Origin of the sequence: Billgrantia bachuensis (genome assembly GCF_011742165.1) — a bacterium.
Classification (GTDB): domain Bacteria; phylum Pseudomonadota; class Gammaproteobacteria; order Pseudomonadales; family Halomonadaceae; genus Halomonas; species Halomonas bachuensis.
This window is the reverse complement of the sequence record NZ_JAAQTO010000065.1, coordinates 1-15159: the sequence shown is the minus strand read 5'-3', so window position 1 is coordinate 15159 and position 15159 is coordinate 1. Positions and strand designations below refer to the sequence as shown.

Here is a 15159-nt window from a genome sequence, read left to right as displayed (position 1 = left end):
CAACGGGGCTCAGAATCGATAAGTCATCGTTTGCAGTGGAAAAAAGAACTCGTCTGCCATAAGTTGAAGTCATCCACTCTGATGCTTCCGGAGACAACAACAATGCCTCGACTTCGGACGACAGCGGCCGGCGTGCTGCGCCAGACGGTGCTCGCCTGCCTGCTGCTCCCCTTCGCCACGACGAGCCTGGCCAATGACTACCCCACCGAGGCACGCGTCGATTACGTGCTGGGCTGCATGGCCTCCAATGGCAACGACTACCTGACCATGCAGAAGTGTTCCTGCAGCATCGACGTGATCGCCGAGCATTTGCCCTACGAAACCTACGAGCAAGTCGAGACGGTGCTGGGCATGCAGGACCAGCGCGGCGAACTGGGCGTGCTGTTCCGCACCGAGCGCGGCATGCAGGATCAGGTCGACGCCCTGCATCGAGTCCAGGCCGACGCCAACCTGCGCTGCTTCTGAGGTGCTCGTGTCGCGCTCCTTCCGGCTCGGCCCGTTGCCGGCCGTCCTCGCCCTGCTGGCGATACTTTCAACTCCCGTGCCAGGCGCGGCTGCCGAGCATGCCCAGGGGGAACGCCTGTTCCGCTCCCAGTGCATCGGCTGTCACAGCATCGAACCCGGCCGGCACCTGGCCGGACCCAGCCTGCACGCGCTGGTCGGCCGACCGGCCGGCAGCCTCGAGGATTTCGACTACTCGCCGGTCCTGGAGCAAGCCGACCTGACATGGAACCGCGAGAATCTGGACGCCTTCCTCGCCGGGCCCCAGGAGTTCCTGCCCGGCACGCGCATGGTGCTGTGGGGGCTCGACGAGCGCTCGCGCCAGCGCATCATCGACTACCTGGAAAGTATCGCCGAGCCCTGACGCTCAGTCCCCGCCGGCGCCCTTGCGGGCCAGCATGCCCCGCGACGGGTTATACCCGAGTATCGCCAACGCCAGCAGCAACGCGGCCACGGCCACGCTGATCGTTACCGCCTCGACGTTGAAACGCTCGTACATGGCGAAGCGGATCATCTCCACGGCGTGAGTGAAGGGATTGAGCGCCGCGATCTGATAGACCAGATAGCTGCCCTCGCGGATGCGCCACAGCGGGTAGAGCGCCGAGGAGAGGAAGAACATCGGGAAGATGACGAAGTTCATCACCCCGGCGAAGTTCTCCAGCTGGCGAATGAAGGAGGAGAGCAGCAGCCCCAGGGCGCCGACCATGAAACCCGTCACCAGCAGCGCCGGCAGCAGGTAGAGATAGCCCATCAGGGGGGCCTGGATGCCGTAGGCCCAGGCGATGGCGAGAAAGACGTAGACCTGCACCACCGAAACCAGAGTGCTGGCCAGCAGCTTGCATACCAGCAGGTACCAACGCGGAAAGGGGCTGACCAGCAGCACCCGCATGCTGCCCATCTCGCGATCGTAGACCATCGACAGCGAACTCTGCATGCCGTTGAACAGCTGAATCATGCCCACCAGCCCCGGCACGATGTAGACCTCGTAGAGAATGTAGGTCTGGTAGGGCTCGGTCATGGCCACGCCCAACGCCATGCGAAAGCCGGTGGCGAAGACGAACAGCCACACCAGCGGCCGCACCAGCGCCGCCAGGAAGCGGCTGCGCTGGTGCAGGAAGCGCAGCAGTTCGCGCCCCACCACGCCGCGCAGGCAGTTCAGCCAGGGCATCACTCGCATGGACTCTCCCCATCCACCAGGCGGTCGAAAGCCTCGCCCAGGCTATCGACGCCGAGCCGAGTGGGCAACGCCTCGGCCCGCTCATCGGCCAGCAGGCAACCGCGATGCAGCACCAGCACCCGATCGCTGGGGCGCACCTCGTCGATCAGGTGGGTCGCCCACAGTACCGCCACGCCCTCCTCGGCACACAGCCGGTGGGCATGCTCGACCAGCTCGCGGCGCGAGGCGATATCCAGCCCCACGGTGGGCTCGTCGAGCAGCAGCAGGCGCGGCGAGTGCATCAGCCCGCGGGCGATCTCCACCCGCCGCCGCTGGCCGCCGGAGAGCCGTCGCACCCGCGTGCGGCGCTGGGCGGCCAGCCCCACCCGTTCGAGCTGCGCCTCGGCTCGCGATCTCGCCTCGCGCCGCCCCATGCCGTGCAGGGCACCGTGATACGCGAGGTTCTGCGCCACGCTGAGGTCGGGGTCGAGGGTCGGCTGCTGGAAGACCACGCCGATGCGAGCTTGGGCTTGTACCGCCTGACGGCGCATGTCGAAGCCGCCGATGCGGATCTCGCCCTGGCGGCGATCGTGCAGCCGGGTGATCAGCGAGAACAGGGTAGTCTTTCCGGCACCGTTAGGTCCGAGCAGGACGACGAACTCCCCCGCCGCGATGGCCACGGAGAGCGCATCGAGTACTGGTTTCCCGTTGTAGGCAAAACTCAGCCCGGCAACCTCGAGGGCAGGTGCCGTTTCGCCACGCACAGCGGTCTCTTCACTCACGGTTCGACGATCACTCCCCAAGGGAAGCGTCCCACCGGAATCGACTTGACCGCCCGCAGGCCATCCACTTCGATCATGGTGACGTCGCCGCTGACCCCGTTGGTGGTGTAGAGCCGGCTCTCGTCGCCGTTGAGCGCCAGGTGCCAGACCCGCTGGCCGACCAGGATGTAGTCGAGCACCTCGTAGCTCTGCTGGTCGATCACCGCCACGCGATTGGAGGGGCCCAGGGCGACGAAGGCGTAGCGACCGTCGGAAGTGAGCTCCACCCCCACCGCCTGCACGGTCTCTCGCGGCACGCCCGGCACGTCGAAGCGAATGGTGTGCTTGATGTCGAAGGTCTCCTCCATGTCGAGGATCGACACCATGCCGGCGATCTCCGACGAAACCCAGGCCTCGCGGCCGTCATGGGTGAACTCGGCGTGCCGCGGCCGCGCCCCCACCAGGCGATGATGTACCGCCTCCATGGTCTCGAGATCGATGATGTGTGCCATGTTGGAGGTTTCGGTGGTGGAGATCAGCCAGCGCCCGTCGGGGCTGATGCCGAGCCCTTCGGGCTCGACGCCCACCGGAATCTCGGTAACCAGGGTGCGGCGTTCGTAGTCGAGCACCGAGACGATGTTGTCGTCCTCGTTGGAAACGTAAACGTAGGGTCGGTTGGGGTCGACGCGGATCACCTCGGGGTCCTCCCCCGAGGACTGGCTGCGCACCACCTGCAGCGTCTCGAGATCGATCATGTCGATGGATTCGTCGTCGCCCACCGCCACGAACAGCTCGCTGCCGTCGCTGCTGAAGGCCATCGCACGCGGGCGACGCCCGACGCGGATGGTTTCCACCACCTCGAGGCTCGCGCCGTCGATCACCGAAACGGTATTGTCCTTCTCGTTGGAGACGAAGATTCGCTCCGCCTGGGCACTGGAGGACAGCAGCGGCAGCGTTCCCAGGGCCAGCCCGAGCAGGCTATGCCCAAACTTGGAAACCGGTCCCCTGCGATTCAGAAACGGCATGTCGATTCCCCCTCGTCGGCGCCCAGCGAATCGAGCGGCGTGCGTGAATGCAGGTAGCCTTCCTGCGGCGACACCGAAGCCACCATGCGCGGTCCGGTGATCAGGATGGGCTGGCGCAGCTGGTGGTTCCAGGTGCGGTAGCTGACCGGCAGGCCCAGGTAGCCGGCGAGTTCGAACTCCTCGCTGAGCATGTAATCGAGGATCGTTTCGCGCTCGACGGAGCCGGTACGCGCCGCCGCCTCGCCCAGCGAACGCACCGCCAGCCAGGCGCTGAAGTCGCGCGGCGTCATCCAACGCTCGGCGAGCTCCTCGAAGCGTCGCTGCAGCTGTACCGCGCCCCAGGATTCGTGGGCGCGGTGCCAGGGCGTGGCGATCAGTCCTTGGGTACCCACCACCTGGCGCGGCGTCCAGGTCTGGTAGGGGAAATATTCGCCGAAATAATCGGTCTCGTCGGCGATCACCAGCACGTCGTGCTCGGGCAGATCCTGCACGAACACCGGGATCTCGCGCTGGATGGCATGGAAGCCGCCCTCGGCGCGGCGCGCCATGGGGTCGTGGGGCCACTGCCGGTCACCCACGATGCGATGGCCGTAGCGTTCGGCTGCGGCACGCAGCACATCGGCCAGGATACGATCCTCCTCGGTGTTGCCGTAGACCAGCGCCCAGCGGTCCCACTGCTTGAAGCCGAGGAACTGGGCCAGGGCATCGGCCAGCATGCGCCGGCTGGGAGTGGTGTGGTAGAGCTGGGGATGACACGCCTCGCCGCGCAGCTCGTCGTCCGGCGCCCGGGCATTGAACACCACCCGCTCGCCGCGTGCGGGATGCGCCATCAGCTCGCTCAATGCCTCGCCGGGCAAGCCACTGACGATCCACTCCACGCCCTGCTCGACCAGGCTTTCCAAGGCCTCATCGATATCATCGCCCTGGGCAACCTGCGCCTCGTGCAAGAGGAACTCCTGGCCCAGGAACTGGGCCGAGGCGTTATTGTCGCTGATCCCCAGTCGAGCCCCCTGCACCCCATCGTCGTCTAGCACGGGGTCGAGCACCGAGAGCGGCTCCCGGTCGTCGGGGCGCTCCATGCCCAGGTAGCCCACGACGATCGGCTCGAGCGTATCGGCCGCCAACAGGGTCGGCCATCCCAAGCCGCAGGCCAGCCCACCCATCGCCAGCCAGCAAAGGGATCGCGGTAGCGTTCTCATGCGTACTCCTCAGGCAGCCGGCGCTGCCGCTGTTGTCGTTATGTGCAGCAGCCAGCTCAGGGCATGCGTGCCATGATCAGCCTGACCATGCGGGACAGCTTCTCTTCCAGCAGGTAAGGCTGGTCGCACATGGCCGGCAGCGCCTGCTGGCGATGCTGAAAGGTGCGCTGCTCCCAGAACAGCGCCTCGGACAACCGCTCTATCTCCTGCTCGTCCGCATCCTCCTCGGCGCGACGCTCCTCGAGCTCGTCGACCATCGACGAAATGGTGTCGAGGCGGTCCATCTGGGCGCGTGACGCGCGCCGTATGCCCTCGATAGTGCGTCGGCGCTCGCGGTCGGTGAGTTCGAACAGGCCGGCGAACAGCAGGGTCAGCCGCTGCTCGGCCTCCTCCTCGTCCACCGAGTCGACGAACTCTCGAACCCGTTCCAGGGCTTGCTCATCGGGAGTCGAACGCGAGGTGGCAAAGCGCACTACCCGCCCGACCTCCTCGTCCTCCCACCAGTCCTGTTCCAGTTCGTCCAGCGGCGGGCCGGTCCAGATGGTGCCCCAGGCCAGCTCGGGGATCAGCCGCTGTACGCAGGGCCAGTCGGGTGGCCCCGCCGCGGCGCGCTGCGCCTCGACCTGAGCCGTGCCGGCTAGCGCCAGGCCCATGGCAACTCCCAGCGGCAGCAGACGCAGACGCCTCGCTCTGTTCATGGACCACCTCCCTCACCAGCCTCGATCAATTGGCCGTGTCGGTCGAGCAGCGGCACCCCATACTCCATGAGGATTGCGTGGATTTCGTCCTGGTGGCGGTCGATGAAGTCGTTGATCCAGTCCTTCCAGTGGGGTTCGCCATGCCGCACCCCCATGGTGATGCGATAATCGAGCTGGGCGCCTGAGTCATCGTCGACCAGCGGCACCACCTTCAACGGCGGGTCCTGGCGCGCCGCGTAGTAGCCGGCCAGCGGCCCCCACAGTACGGCACCCTCGGTGTTGCCACTGGCGACGTCCTCGACGGCATCGCGCACCGGTGCGCGCACCCGGGTATCGACCATCAGCGGGTAGCCCTGGATCCGTGCTCTGCTGCGGCGTAGCGGCACCACCGGCGGGGTCTCCGCGACTACGCCGATGCGCCGCCCGGCGAATGCCGGGTCGCTCAGGCGGGTCGTATCGAGCTCGGAGTCCTCGGGCACCACCAGGGAGTAAACAGAACGATAGTAGGGATTGGTGTTCTGCACGAACCCGTAGCCGGCCACGGCGCCAATCATCACATCGCAGACCCGCAGCTCCAGGGTGTTGCGCACGAAGCCCATCACCTGAGGCGCCCATACATAGGTCAGCGGCACGCCCAGATCGTCTGCCATCAGCTCGGCGATACGATTCTCGAAGCCTTCGCCGGCCTGGTTGCTGAAAGGAAGGTTGTTGCCATCGGCGCAGACCCGCAGGGCCTCGCGCTCCAGGCGCTCGGGGGGTTCGGCGACGGCATTGCAAGCGGCGACCAGGCCCAGGGCCAAAGTCACGGCTCGTACCATCTGACGACAGGCTGCTCTCATGCATCCTCCGCTGGCGGAAATGGCATTGCGAACGGTGCCACGCTTCACTCGGCGTTCGCTTCCTCGGCGGCCTCGTCTTTTTCTTCCTCTTCCGCGCCTTTTTCAGCGCTCTCCTCGTCCTGCTCCTGCATCGACTCGATGATCTTCGGGCGGCCGCGCCCCAGGCCACCCTCGCCGCGTGCACGCAGATAACTGAAGATCTTGGGGATGTTGCCCATGACATTGGGATCGTCGGCGAAGGAGGGCATCACCTGGCCAGGCTGGACCTCACGCCCGGAGGCAATGGTACCGGCGAAATTCTCCCAGCCACGCCTCTCCACGGCGCGGACCAGATTGGGCGCAAAGGATGAGCCCAGGCCATCCGGCCCATGGCAGGCCATGCAGACTCGGGTGTAGATGATATAGCCCTCGTAGGTGTCGGGGTCGACCTTGCCGTCCTCGACGACGAAGGCCCCGGGCGCCTCACCGGTAATGCGATCCTCGTCGGCCTGGCCGGCCTGGACCAGTCCCAGCGTGAGCAGGACGGCGAATAGGGAAAGGATACCGCGGCAGGAACGTGCAAATACCGTCATGCAGACTTCCTTCTACAGCTCGGGCGCGTCGAAGATGACGCCGCCGGAAAGACAAGGTTGGGCGGGCATGGCATCGCCATACCCGCCCGATCATGAACCGGCTCAATCCGGCAGGGCGAATACTGTCAGCACACCGCCGAGCTTGGTGTAGTCCCCCAGGGCGGAGAAGGCACTCACCGCACCCAGCCCGTCCTCGGGGTTTTCCAGGCCGGCCGCGAGCCCGATACCGGCCCAGCCGCCAACACCGGAGAGCACGCCCAGGTACTGCTTGCCCTCATGCATGAAGGTATTGACGTTACCGATGATCCCGGAGGGAGTCTTGAAGCGCCACAGCTCCTCGCCGGTTTCGATATCGACCGCCTTCACGTGCCCTTCCAGCGTGCCGTAGAACGCCAGGTCACCGGCCGTGGCCAGCGCCCCGCTCCACACCGCGAAGCGCTCGTCCACTTCCCACACGGTTTCGCCAGCCACCGGATCCCAGGCGATGAAGCTGCCCATGCGGCCTTCCATGCTGCCGTTCTGCGTCGGCGCCGGCATCATGGTCAGGGTGGCGCCGACGTAGGGCTGGCCGGCCACGTATTCGGCTTCGAAGGGCTCGTAGTTCATGCAGATCCGGTTGATGCCGGCATAGATCAGCCCGGTGCGCGGCGAGTAGGCGCTCGGCTGCATGTTCTTGGCGCCCATGGCGGTGGGGCAGATGTCGGTGGTATTGACGTCCACGCCCTGGCGGTAGGTGCTGTACTGCTCGTTGACGTTGGGCCGGCCGGTCTCCATGTCGTAGTCATCGGCCCAGTTGGTTTCGGGAGCGAACTTCTCCGCCACCAGCAGCTCGCCGGTCTCACGGTCGAGCAGGAAGCCGAAGCCGGTACGGTCGATGATCGCCAGGCCCTTGCGCTGCTCGCCCTCGTACTCGATGTCGATCAGCTGGTTCTCGTTGACCCCGTCGTAGTCCCACTCGTCGAAGGGCACCTTCTGATAGACCCACTTGACCGTGCCGTCGTTGGGGTCACGGGCAAACACCGTGATCGCCCACTTGTTGTCGGCGGGCTCGCCATCCTTGGTGCGCTGCTCGGGGTTCCAGGTACCAGGGTTGCCGGTGCCGTAGTAGACCAGGTCAAGCTCGGGGTCGTAGGTGACCCAGCCCCAAGGGGCGCCACCGCCGCGTTCCCACTCGCCCTCGGGCCAGGTAGAGACGCCGAGGTCGGACTCGCCGATCGGCTCGCCCAGCATGGTGGTGGTCTCGGGATCGATCAGCACTTCGTCGTCGGGGCCGGTGGAGTAGCCGCGCCACACCTGTTCGCCGGTCTCGACATCGTAGGCGGTCATGTGGCCGCGAATGCCGTACTCGCCGCCGCTGATGCCCATCAGCACCTTGTCGTGAACCACCAGGGGCGACATGGTGTTGGTCTCGCCGACGGTGTGGTCGCCGTTGCTGACCTCCCACAGCAGTTCGCCGCTCTCGGCATCCAGTGCGATCAGGGTGTTGTCGGCCTGGCCGAGGAACAGGCGGCCATCGGCGTAGGCCAGCCCGCGGTTGACCGTGTCGCAGCACATTACCGGTATGACACGGGAATCCTGATCCGGCTCATAGCTCCAGACCACCCGCCCCTCGTCTTCCAGGTCGAGGGCGAACACCTTGTTGGGGAAGGGGGTGTGAATGTACAAGCGACCGTCGCCGACGTAGAGGGGGCCACCTTCATGGCCGCGCAGTACGCCGGTGGAGAACTGCCAGACCGAGCGTAGCTCGCCCACGTTGTCGCGGTTGATCTGGTCCAGCTCGCTGAAACGGTTGCCTTGGTAGTTACCCAGCTGAGTTGCCCAGTATTCCGGGTTCTGCTGGAGTTCGAGTTGATTCTGGTTGGCGTGTGCCACCGATGCGGCCATCAATCCCATGGCCGCTAGCACGTAACCTGTCTCCCTAAGCATGGCGTCGTCTCCGTCTCACTGAAGGTGTGCCTGGGGAAACGGCACATCTTGTATAGTTGTGTTTCAGCTATTGACATTGAGAAGGTCTAGCACAACTTTTCGTCGCCACCGGTCGACAGGGGTAAATTAGGCACCGCTTTTAAGTCAAAAGACTATTGCCTCTTGGCAACAATCTTTTCAGTGCCCTATCGAGCCGCGCCACAGCAGCGTTTCAACGCGTTACGCTGGTGCTTACACGCAATGCATGCGACTTAGGTCGAAAGGCAGTCACGCCGTTCACTGCTTTACTGGGGAGTGCATGCAAAGAAATCCACCCCAATGTGGAGGGCCTCCTATGTGGACCAAGCCTGCGTATACCGATCTTCGTCTCGGTTTCGAAGTTACGCTGTACATCTCCAACCGTTGAACCCGACTCAGGATCAGGATGTAGCATCAAGCGGCTGACGCCCATCCCGGGCGTCAGCCGTGTTTCGTTTACCACCGGCAACGGAGCTCTGCATGCATGTACTGGTTCTGGGTGCGGCCGCTGGCGGCGGCTTTCCCCAGTGGAACTGCAACTGTTCGCTGTGCCGCGGCCTGCGCGAAGGCAGCATCGAGGCCACTCCTCGTACTCAGTCGTCGATCGCCATCAGCAGCGATGGTGAACGTTGGCTGTTGTGCAACGCCTCGCCCGATATCCGCAGCCAGTTGGCCGCCAACCGCGAGCTGCATCCGCGCCGGATCCCGCGCGACAGCGGCATCGGCGGGGTACTGCTGATGGATGCGCAGATCGATCACGCCACCGGCCTGCTGTCGCTGCGCGAAGGGTGTCCCTTCGATGTGTGGTGCACACCCAACGTGCATCAGGACCTGAGCAGCGGCTTCCCGTTGTTCACTATGCTCGAACACTGGGGCGGCTTGAACTGGCGACCCATCGGCATCGACGAAACGCATCTCGAGGCCGAATTCGAGGTGCCGGCCTGCCCCGGCCTCGCTTTCACCGCCGTGGCGCTGACCAGTAACGCGCCGCCCTACTCGCCGCGGCGCGGGGCCCCCACGCCGGGCGACAACATCGGCCTGCTGATCGAGGATCGCGAGCGCGACAAGCGGCTGTTCTATGCGCCGGGGCTCGGTCGGCTCGACGTGCGGGTGCGGAGTTTTCTGCGCCGGGCGGACTGCGTTCTGGTCGACGGCACGCTATGGCATAACGACGAGTTGATTCGTGCCGGTGTGGGCCAGGCCACCGGCGCCGACATGGGCCACCTGGCGTTGGCGGGCGCGGGCGGTCTGCTGGAGGAGCTGGCCGACTTGCCGGCGGACACCCGCCGGGTGCTGATCCACATCAACAACACCAACCCGATCCTCGATGAGCGCTCGCCCGAGCGAGGCACGCTGGATGAGGCCAGCATCGAGGTCGCCTTCGACGGCATGCGCCTGGAGATATGAACCGGCAACTTCAGATGACGTCACAACAATAACCCTCTACACGCCATGCAATGGGAAGGAAGCGCCTCATGACCTCGATTGCCTCTCCCTTCGCCGCCTCTGCGGTCGAGACCGACGCACCGGCACTACCGCCGGAGGCTTTCCGCCAGGCGCTGCTGGCCAAGGGTGCCTATTACCATATTCACCATCCCTACCAAGTCGACATGGCCGAGGGCCGCGCCACGCCGGAGCAGATCCGCGGCTGGGTGGCCAATCGCTTCTACTACCAGGTCAATATTCCGCAGAAGGATGCCGCGCTGCTGGCCAACTGCCCCGACGCCGCCACGCGACGCCGCTGGATCCAGCGGCTGCTCGACCACGACGGCCACACCGACGATGGCGGCGGCATCGAGGCCTGGCTGGCCCTGGGCGAGGCGGTGGGGCTGACCCGCGACGAGCTGTGGGCCCAGGAGCACGTACTGCCGGGGGTGCGCTTCGCGGTGGACGCCTACGTCAACTTCGTGCGCCGCGCCGACTGGCGCGAGGCGGCGATCTCGTCGCTCACCGAGCTGTTCGCTCCCGAGGCGCACAGGAGCCGCCTGGACACCTGGCCGACCCACTACCCCTGGATCGACGAGGCCGGCTACGGCTACTTCCGCAAGCGCCTGAAGGAGGCCCGTCGCGACGTCGACCACGGCCTGGAGGTGGCGCTGGCGGTATGCACCACCGCCGCCGCCCAGCAGCGCGCGCTGGAGATCCTGCAGTTCAAGCTCGACGTGCTATGGTCGATGCTCGATGCCATGACCCTGGCCTACCAGCTCGAGCGCCCGCCCTACCACAGCGTCACCGACCGGCGCGTCTACCACCGGGGGCTATGATGACTACGATCGCACCAGCATCCGTCTATCGCCTGCGCCCCGGCTGGCGCCTGCAGTGGGAAGAGGCCCAGAACCGCCACGTGCTGCTCTATCCCGAGGGCATGGTGCAGCTCAACGACAGTGCCGGCGCCATCCTCACCCAGCTCGACGGCCAGCGCGACGTGGCGAACGTGGTGGCGAACCTGCAGGCGCAGTTCCCCGATGCTCCCGCCGCGGCGATCGAACAGGACGTCCACGAATTCCTGCTCGATGCCGCCCGACAAGGCTGGATCCAACATGACTGACCGTACCCATACCGCTGCCGTCAACGGCGCCACCGGCGCTCCGCTGTGGTTGCTCGCGGAGCTCACCTATCGCTGCCCGCTGCAGTGCGCCTACTGCTCCAACCCGCTCGACTTCGCCGCGGTGAAGGAGGAACTCTCCACCGCCGAGTGGATCGAGGTGCTGACCCAGGCCCGCGCCATGGGCGCGGTGCAGATGGGCTTCTCCGGCGGCGAACCGCTGGTGCGCCAGGACCTCGAGACGCTGGTGGCCGAGGCGCGCCGGCTCGGCTTCTATACCAACCTGATCACGTCCGGGCTGGGGCTCGACGAGGCGCGCATCGCGGCGCTGCACGCGGCCGGGCTCGACCACATCCAGATCAGCCTACAGGCCTCGGATCCCGAGGTCGCCGCGGCGGTGGCCGGTTCGCCCAAGGCCCACGCCAAGAAGCTCGCCATGGCGCGCGCGGTCAAGGCCGCCGGCTATCCCATGGTGCTCAACGTGGTGCTGCACCGGCACAACATCGACCGGCTCGACGACATCATCGCCCTGTGCGACGAGCTGGGCGCCGACGCCGTGGAGCTGGCCAACTGCCAGATGTACGGCTGGGCCCAGCTCAATCGCGAGGGGTTGCTGCCGAGCCGCGAGCAGCTCGAGGTGGCCGAGGCCACCACCGCGCGCTGGCGCGAGCGGCTGGCCGAGCGCGGCCACGACATGCGCCTGCTGTTCGTGGTGCCCGACTACTACGCCGAACGCCCCAAGGCGTGCATGGGTGGCTGGGGCGCGATCTTCATGACCGTGGCCCCGGACGGCGCCGTGCTACCCTGCCACAGCGCGCGCATGCTGCCGATGCGCTTCCCCAACGTGCGCGAGCGCCCGCTGCGCGAGATCTGGTACGACAGCGAGCCCTTCAACCGCTACCGCGGCGACGCCTGGATGCGCGAACCCTGCCGCAGCTGCGACGAGCGCCACCAGGACGTCGGCGGCTGCCGCTGCCAGGCGTACCTGCTGACCGGCGACGCCACCGCCACCGATCCCGTGTGCTCGCTGTCGCCGGATCATCACCTGATCGAGGCCGCCCGCCGCGAGGCCGATGCCGCCGCCGCGCCGATGGAAGCGCTGACCCCGCGCAACGTTCACGAATCGCGAATATTCTGCCGCACATGAACGCCCCAGCCAGCGTCCCCGATGACGAGACTGCCCGACGCGTGGGGCTACCGCCGGGTAGTCGCCTGCACGAGACCCGCTTGGCAAGCGGCCTGACAATCGCTGCGGCGGAGGTGCCCGGCGCTCGCCGGCAGCGCCTGGTCGCTGCAGTGGGCGTGGGCTACCTGGACGAACCTGGCGACTGCCGCGGCCTGGCCCACCTGCTCGAACACGCCCTGTTCCTGGGATCGGCAAACTATCCCGACTCGGGCGAACTGGCCTGCTGGGTCGGCGAGCGTGGCGGGCGCTACAACGCCCGCACCGGCGAAACCGTCACCGACGTTCACCTTCACCTGCCGCCCGGCGACACCGATGAAGGCCTGACCCGCCTGGTGGACGTGCTGGCCCAGCCAAGTTTCAATCCCGAGCGCATCGGTAGCGAGGTGGAGGTGCTCGATGCGGAATTCCAGGCCCGGCTGGCCGACCCGGCCCTGCACCGGCTGGTAGCGCTCGGCCGGCTCTGTCGCGAAGGGCATCCCGCCCGGCTGTGCCATGCCGGTAACCGCAAGACGCTGGGCGTTGATAGGGAACGGCTGGTCATGCAGCTCTCCACGTTTCATCGCCAGCACTACCGCGCCGAGCGCATGGCGCTGGTCATGCTGGGGCCGCTGCCGCTCGAGGAGCAACTGGAACGGCTCACCCGCCACGGCGCGATGCTGCCGGCACGTGAGCCCACACCGCCGGTGCGTCACTGGCGCTGGAGCGAACCGGGAGGTGTGGCCTGGCATCCGCCCACGGCCAAGGCAGGGACCCATTCCAGAACGACGACGCTGGAACTGTTCTGGCCCCTGCCCGAGGAACAAGCAAGTACACATGCCGATTGGCTGGCTTCCGTGGCGGCCCGGCTGGCCGATGGCCGGCTCGCCGCCACCCTGCAGGCCGCCATTGAGCTGGAACAGCTGGAAGTCACGCTCGCCCCCGATGGCATGGGTACCGCTCTGGCTCTGCGCCTGACGCCGGCACCCGATATGGAGGCGGTGCAGGCGATGCTGGTCGCCTGTCGCAGCGCGCTGGAGCGGGCGCTCGCCGCGCCACTGCCCACCCCACCCTCTGCACCGCTGGATCTCGATGCCTGGCCGCGCCTACGCGCCGCTGAGTTGGTAGCCAACCAACAGGACACGCCCCAGCCTGCCGGCGCCACGACCGAACCGCTATTGCCCTGGCTGGCTCCCGAGCAGTGCCGGCTGCTTTGGCAATCTCCCACCACGCCGCACCGCTGGGCGACGCTGGCGGAAACCGGCACCGCCTGGCGCAGCCAATCACCGCCGGGCGAGAGCCTGCCGCTGCCTTGGCGGGCGCCACCCTCGCTCGCCGTCCGCCCGGTCTACCCGAGCGTCGACGACCCGCCCCCGCGCCCGTTGCACCGGGACGAGCGATTTACGCTCTGGGCCGGAGACCCGGCACGCCTGCCCGATGCGCCGCCGGCCAGCCTTTGCCTGGGCTGGCCCGCGCCAGCATCGCAGCAGGCCGCGCGCCTGGCCCAGTGGCGGCAGAATACGCTGCCGCTGCGCCAGGTGGCCGCTAGCCACGGCATGCGCTTGAGTTGTGCAGGCGATGCTCGCGGCGACTGGCTCATCGCCACGGGCACGGCCGAGCGCCTCGAGGCACTGGTGGAGCTGGCCGTGGCCTGCTGGCCGGAGAGAACCGCACCGGCCCCCACTGGTCCGGCCGAAGGGCTACTGGCCCAGCGCATGCTGGCGCGGCTCGAGGCTCTGCCACCCCCCGGGGCGAATGCCGCCGGATCCAGGCACGTGCTGGGATGGGCGAGTGGCTGCGCCGATGAACGAGCGGCCAAAGCGCTCATCCGGCATCTGGCCGAGCGGCTGACAAACATGCCAACCGAGGCTGACGAGCCACAGCATGAAGTACGGGAGGGCACGACCTGGCTGTCTCCTCAGGGCAGCGATCACGCCGCCATGCTGGAGCTCGCCGGCCCCGACGACACCCCCCGCAGCCGCTGGCTGCTGCAGCTGCTGGCCCAGTGCCACGATGCCGCCTTCCACCATGAAATGCGTCAGCGCCGCGCCCTGGGCTATGTATCGGCGGTGCGCTATCGCGAAGCGTCGGGTTTCCCGCGACTGGGCTACGTGATTCAGTCTCCCGGCACCGGGGCAGACACACTGCGCCAGGCCATTCTCGATTTTCTGACCCGGCAGGGCGAAACGCTGGCGCAGCTCTCCCCGGCGGAGATGACACGCCGCCGGCTTGGCCTGCTCAGCCACGCCGGCCGCCCCGAGACTCACGCCGAAGCCACTGACCGACTATGGCAGTCGTTGCGTCGCCAAACAGCGTCGGGCAACGCCAGCGCGCCCTGGCAGCCGTTGCCCTGGGAGGCCGAAGAGCAGGCGCTGGCAGCACTGCGCTGCGACGATCTCCTCTCCCTGGCGCGCGACCTCGCCATGGGCCGCCTGGCAACGCGCTGGTGGTTCCACCGCCCGAGCGGAGCAGACGCGTAATCCACGCTGAAGCAATGTTGCCAGTACGCAACTCTGTTGTGTCACCACGTCACAATCCGTTTGCCCCGGCTCACCTAGACTGTCATCAGCGTCGACCCTTTCAAGGCCTAACGCGGCCCTACGACAACAACCCAGGGAGACCTGCCATGAAATCACGCGCCGCCGTCGCCATGGCCGCGGGCCAGCCCCTCGAACTCACCGAAATCGATGTCCAGGATCCCAAGGCCGGCGAAGTGCTGGTGCGCATCGCCGCGACCAGCGTCTGTCACACCGATGC

The 15159-nt window shown here is 66.8% G+C and carries 16 protein-coding genes and 1 pseudogene; 9 read left to right on the top strand and 8 right to left on the bottom strand.

What is annotated here, in order from left to right:
• Positions 1-102: 102 nt before the first annotated feature.
• Together HBJ55_RS21290 and HBJ55_RS21285 are read left to right on the top strand one after the other, a co-directional pair.
• Positions 103-465 carry a hypothetical protein gene (locus HBJ55_RS21290; protein ID WP_167119987.1) on the top strand — a complete coding sequence of 121 codons (363 nt, stop codon included), beginning with the start codon at positions 103-105 and terminating at the stop codon, positions 463-465.
• A gap of 7 nt (positions 466-472) precedes the next feature.
• Positions 473-865, top strand: coding sequence for a c-type cytochrome (locus tag HBJ55_RS21285; protein WP_167119984.1), 393 nt, complete (start codon positions 473-475; stop codon positions 863-865).
• 3 nt (positions 866-868) lie between these two features.
• On the opposite strand, the gene HBJ55_RS21280 is transcribed toward HBJ55_RS21285, so the two are convergent.
• The 8 genes from HBJ55_RS21280 to HBJ55_RS21245 all read right to left on the bottom strand — a co-directional run bounded on the left by HBJ55_RS21280 (position 869) and on the right by HBJ55_RS21245 (position 8677).
• Positions 869-1678, bottom strand: coding sequence for an ABC transporter permease (locus HBJ55_RS21280; protein WP_167119981.1), 810 nt, complete (start codon positions 1676-1678; stop codon positions 869-871).
• Positions 1669-2439, bottom strand: coding sequence for an ABC transporter ATP-binding protein (locus tag HBJ55_RS21275; protein WP_338072063.1), 771 nt, complete (start codon positions 2437-2439; stop codon positions 1669-1671). The genes HBJ55_RS21280 and HBJ55_RS21275 overlap by 10 nt, the downstream gene beginning before the upstream one ends.
• Positions 2436-3443 (bottom strand): PQQ-dependent catabolism-associated beta-propeller protein, encoded by a 1008-nt coding sequence (locus tag HBJ55_RS21270; protein WP_206022802.1) that lies wholly within the window; start codon positions 3441-3443, stop codon positions 2436-2438. Before HBJ55_RS21270 ends, HBJ55_RS21275 begins: the two co-directional genes overlap by 4 nt.
• Entirely contained in the window at positions 3431-4642 is a 1212-nt protein-coding gene (locus HBJ55_RS21265; RefSeq protein WP_167119978.1) for an ABC transporter substrate-binding protein, read from the bottom strand. Before HBJ55_RS21265 ends, HBJ55_RS21270 begins: the two co-directional genes overlap by 13 nt.
• A gap of 56 nt (positions 4643-4698) precedes the next feature.
• Positions 4699-5340, bottom strand: a complete 642-nt coding sequence (locus HBJ55_RS21260) for a hypothetical protein (RefSeq protein ID WP_167119975.1) — start codon at positions 5338-5340, stop codon at positions 4699-4701.
• Positions 5337-6179, bottom strand: coding sequence for a substrate-binding domain-containing protein (locus tag HBJ55_RS21255; RefSeq protein WP_167119972.1), 843 nt, complete (start codon positions 6177-6179; stop codon positions 5337-5339). The genes HBJ55_RS21260 and HBJ55_RS21255 overlap by 4 nt, the downstream gene beginning before the upstream one ends.
• Positions 6180-6223: 44 nt before the next feature.
• Positions 6224-6751: a c-type cytochrome gene (locus HBJ55_RS21250; RefSeq protein WP_167119969.1), complete on the bottom strand. Its 528-nt coding sequence runs from the start codon at positions 6749-6751 to the stop codon at positions 6224-6226.
• Positions 6752-6853: 102 nt separating this feature from the next.
• Positions 6854-8677 (bottom strand): methanol/ethanol family PQQ-dependent dehydrogenase, encoded by a 1824-nt coding sequence (locus tag HBJ55_RS21245; protein WP_167119966.1) that lies wholly within the window; start codon positions 8675-8677, stop codon positions 6854-6856.
• A 334-nt stretch (positions 8678-9011) separates the two neighbouring features.
• Between HBJ55_RS21245 and pqqA the strand changes: the two genes are divergently transcribed.
• The 7 genes and pseudogenes from pqqA to HBJ55_RS21210 form a co-directional block, all read left to right on the top strand.
• The gene (pqqA, locus tag HBJ55_RS21240; protein ID WP_081786101.1) at positions 9012-9083 is read left to right on the top strand and encodes a pyrroloquinoline quinone precursor peptide PqqA; all 72 of its coding nucleotides are present in this window, start codon (positions 9012-9014) and stop codon (positions 9081-9083) included.
• A gap of 92 nt (positions 9084-9175) precedes the next feature.
• Entirely contained in the window at positions 9176-10102 is a 927-nt protein-coding gene (gene pqqB, locus HBJ55_RS21235) for a pyrroloquinoline quinone biosynthesis protein PqqB (RefSeq protein ID WP_167119963.1), read from the top strand.
• A gap of 68 nt (positions 10103-10170) precedes the next feature.
• Positions 10171-10959, top strand: coding sequence for a pyrroloquinoline-quinone synthase PqqC (pqqC, locus tag HBJ55_RS21230; RefSeq protein WP_167119960.1), 789 nt, complete (start codon positions 10171-10173; stop codon positions 10957-10959).
• Positions 10959-11243, top strand: a complete 285-nt coding sequence (pqqD, locus tag HBJ55_RS21225; protein WP_422674225.1) for a pyrroloquinoline quinone biosynthesis peptide chaperone PqqD — start codon at positions 10959-10961, stop codon at positions 11241-11243. The genes pqqC and pqqD overlap by 1 nt, the downstream gene beginning before the upstream one ends.
• The gene (gene pqqE / locus HBJ55_RS21220; protein ID WP_167119954.1) at positions 11236-12387 is read left to right on the top strand and encodes a pyrroloquinoline quinone biosynthesis protein PqqE; all 1152 of its coding nucleotides are present in this window, start codon (positions 11236-11238) and stop codon (positions 12385-12387) included. The genes pqqD and pqqE overlap by 8 nt, the downstream gene beginning before the upstream one ends.
• A complete protein-coding gene (locus HBJ55_RS21215) occupies positions 12384-14882 on the top strand; it encodes an insulinase family protein (RefSeq protein ID WP_167119952.1) in 2499 nt (832 codons plus the stop codon). The genes pqqE and HBJ55_RS21215 overlap by 4 nt, the downstream gene beginning before the upstream one ends.
• A gap of 146 nt (positions 14883-15028) precedes the next feature.
• Positions 15029-15159: pseudogene (locus HBJ55_RS21210) on the top strand (S-(hydroxymethyl)glutathione dehydrogenase); the annotation flags it as partial.

What these genes read in the sequence shown, in the direction of transcription:
- HBJ55_RS21245 (WP_167119966.1), bottom strand. Translation starts at nt 8,677, where the DNA reads ATGCTTAGGGAGACAGGTTACGTGCTAGCGGCCATGGGATTGATGGCC.
- HBJ55_RS21250 (WP_167119969.1), bottom strand. Translation starts at nt 6,751, where the DNA reads ATGACGGTATTTGCACGTTCCTGCCGCGGTATCCTTTCCCTATTCGCC.
- HBJ55_RS21255 (WP_167119972.1), bottom strand. Translation starts at nt 6,179, where the DNA reads ATGAGAGCAGCCTGTCGTCAGATGGTACGAGCCGTGACTTTGGCCCTG.
- HBJ55_RS21280 (WP_167119981.1), bottom strand. Translation starts at nt 1,678, where the DNA reads ATGCGAGTGATGCCCTGGCTGAACTGCCTGCGCGGCGTGGTGGGGCGC.
- HBJ55_RS21260 (WP_167119975.1), bottom strand. Translation starts at nt 5,340, where the DNA reads ATGAACAGAGCGAGGCGTCTGCGTCTGCTGCCGCTGGGAGTTGCCATG.
- pqqC (WP_167119960.1), top strand. Translation starts at nt 10,171, where the DNA reads ATGACCTCGATTGCCTCTCCCTTCGCCGCCTCTGCGGTCGAGACCGAC.
- HBJ55_RS21265 (WP_167119978.1), bottom strand. Translation starts at nt 4,642, where the DNA reads ATGAGAACGCTACCGCGATCCCTTTGCTGGCTGGCGATGGGTGGGCTG.
- pqqB (WP_167119963.1), top strand. Translation starts at nt 9,176, where the DNA reads ATGCATGTACTGGTTCTGGGTGCGGCCGCTGGCGGCGGCTTTCCCCAG.
- HBJ55_RS21215 (WP_167119952.1), top strand. Translation starts at nt 12,384, where the DNA reads ATGAACGCCCCAGCCAGCGTCCCCGATGACGAGACTGCCCGACGCGTG.
- HBJ55_RS21270 (WP_206022802.1), bottom strand. Translation starts at nt 3,443, where the DNA reads ATGCCGTTTCTGAATCGCAGGGGACCGGTTTCCAAGTTTGGGCATAGC.
- pqqD (WP_422674225.1), top strand. Translation starts at nt 10,959, where the DNA reads ATGACTACGATCGCACCAGCATCCGTCTATCGCCTGCGCCCCGGCTGG.
- HBJ55_RS21290 (WP_167119987.1), top strand. Translation starts at nt 103, where the DNA reads ATGCCTCGACTTCGGACGACAGCGGCCGGCGTGCTGCGCCAGACGGTG.
- pqqE (WP_167119954.1), top strand. Translation starts at nt 11,236, where the DNA reads ATGACTGACCGTACCCATACCGCTGCCGTCAACGGCGCCACCGGCGCT.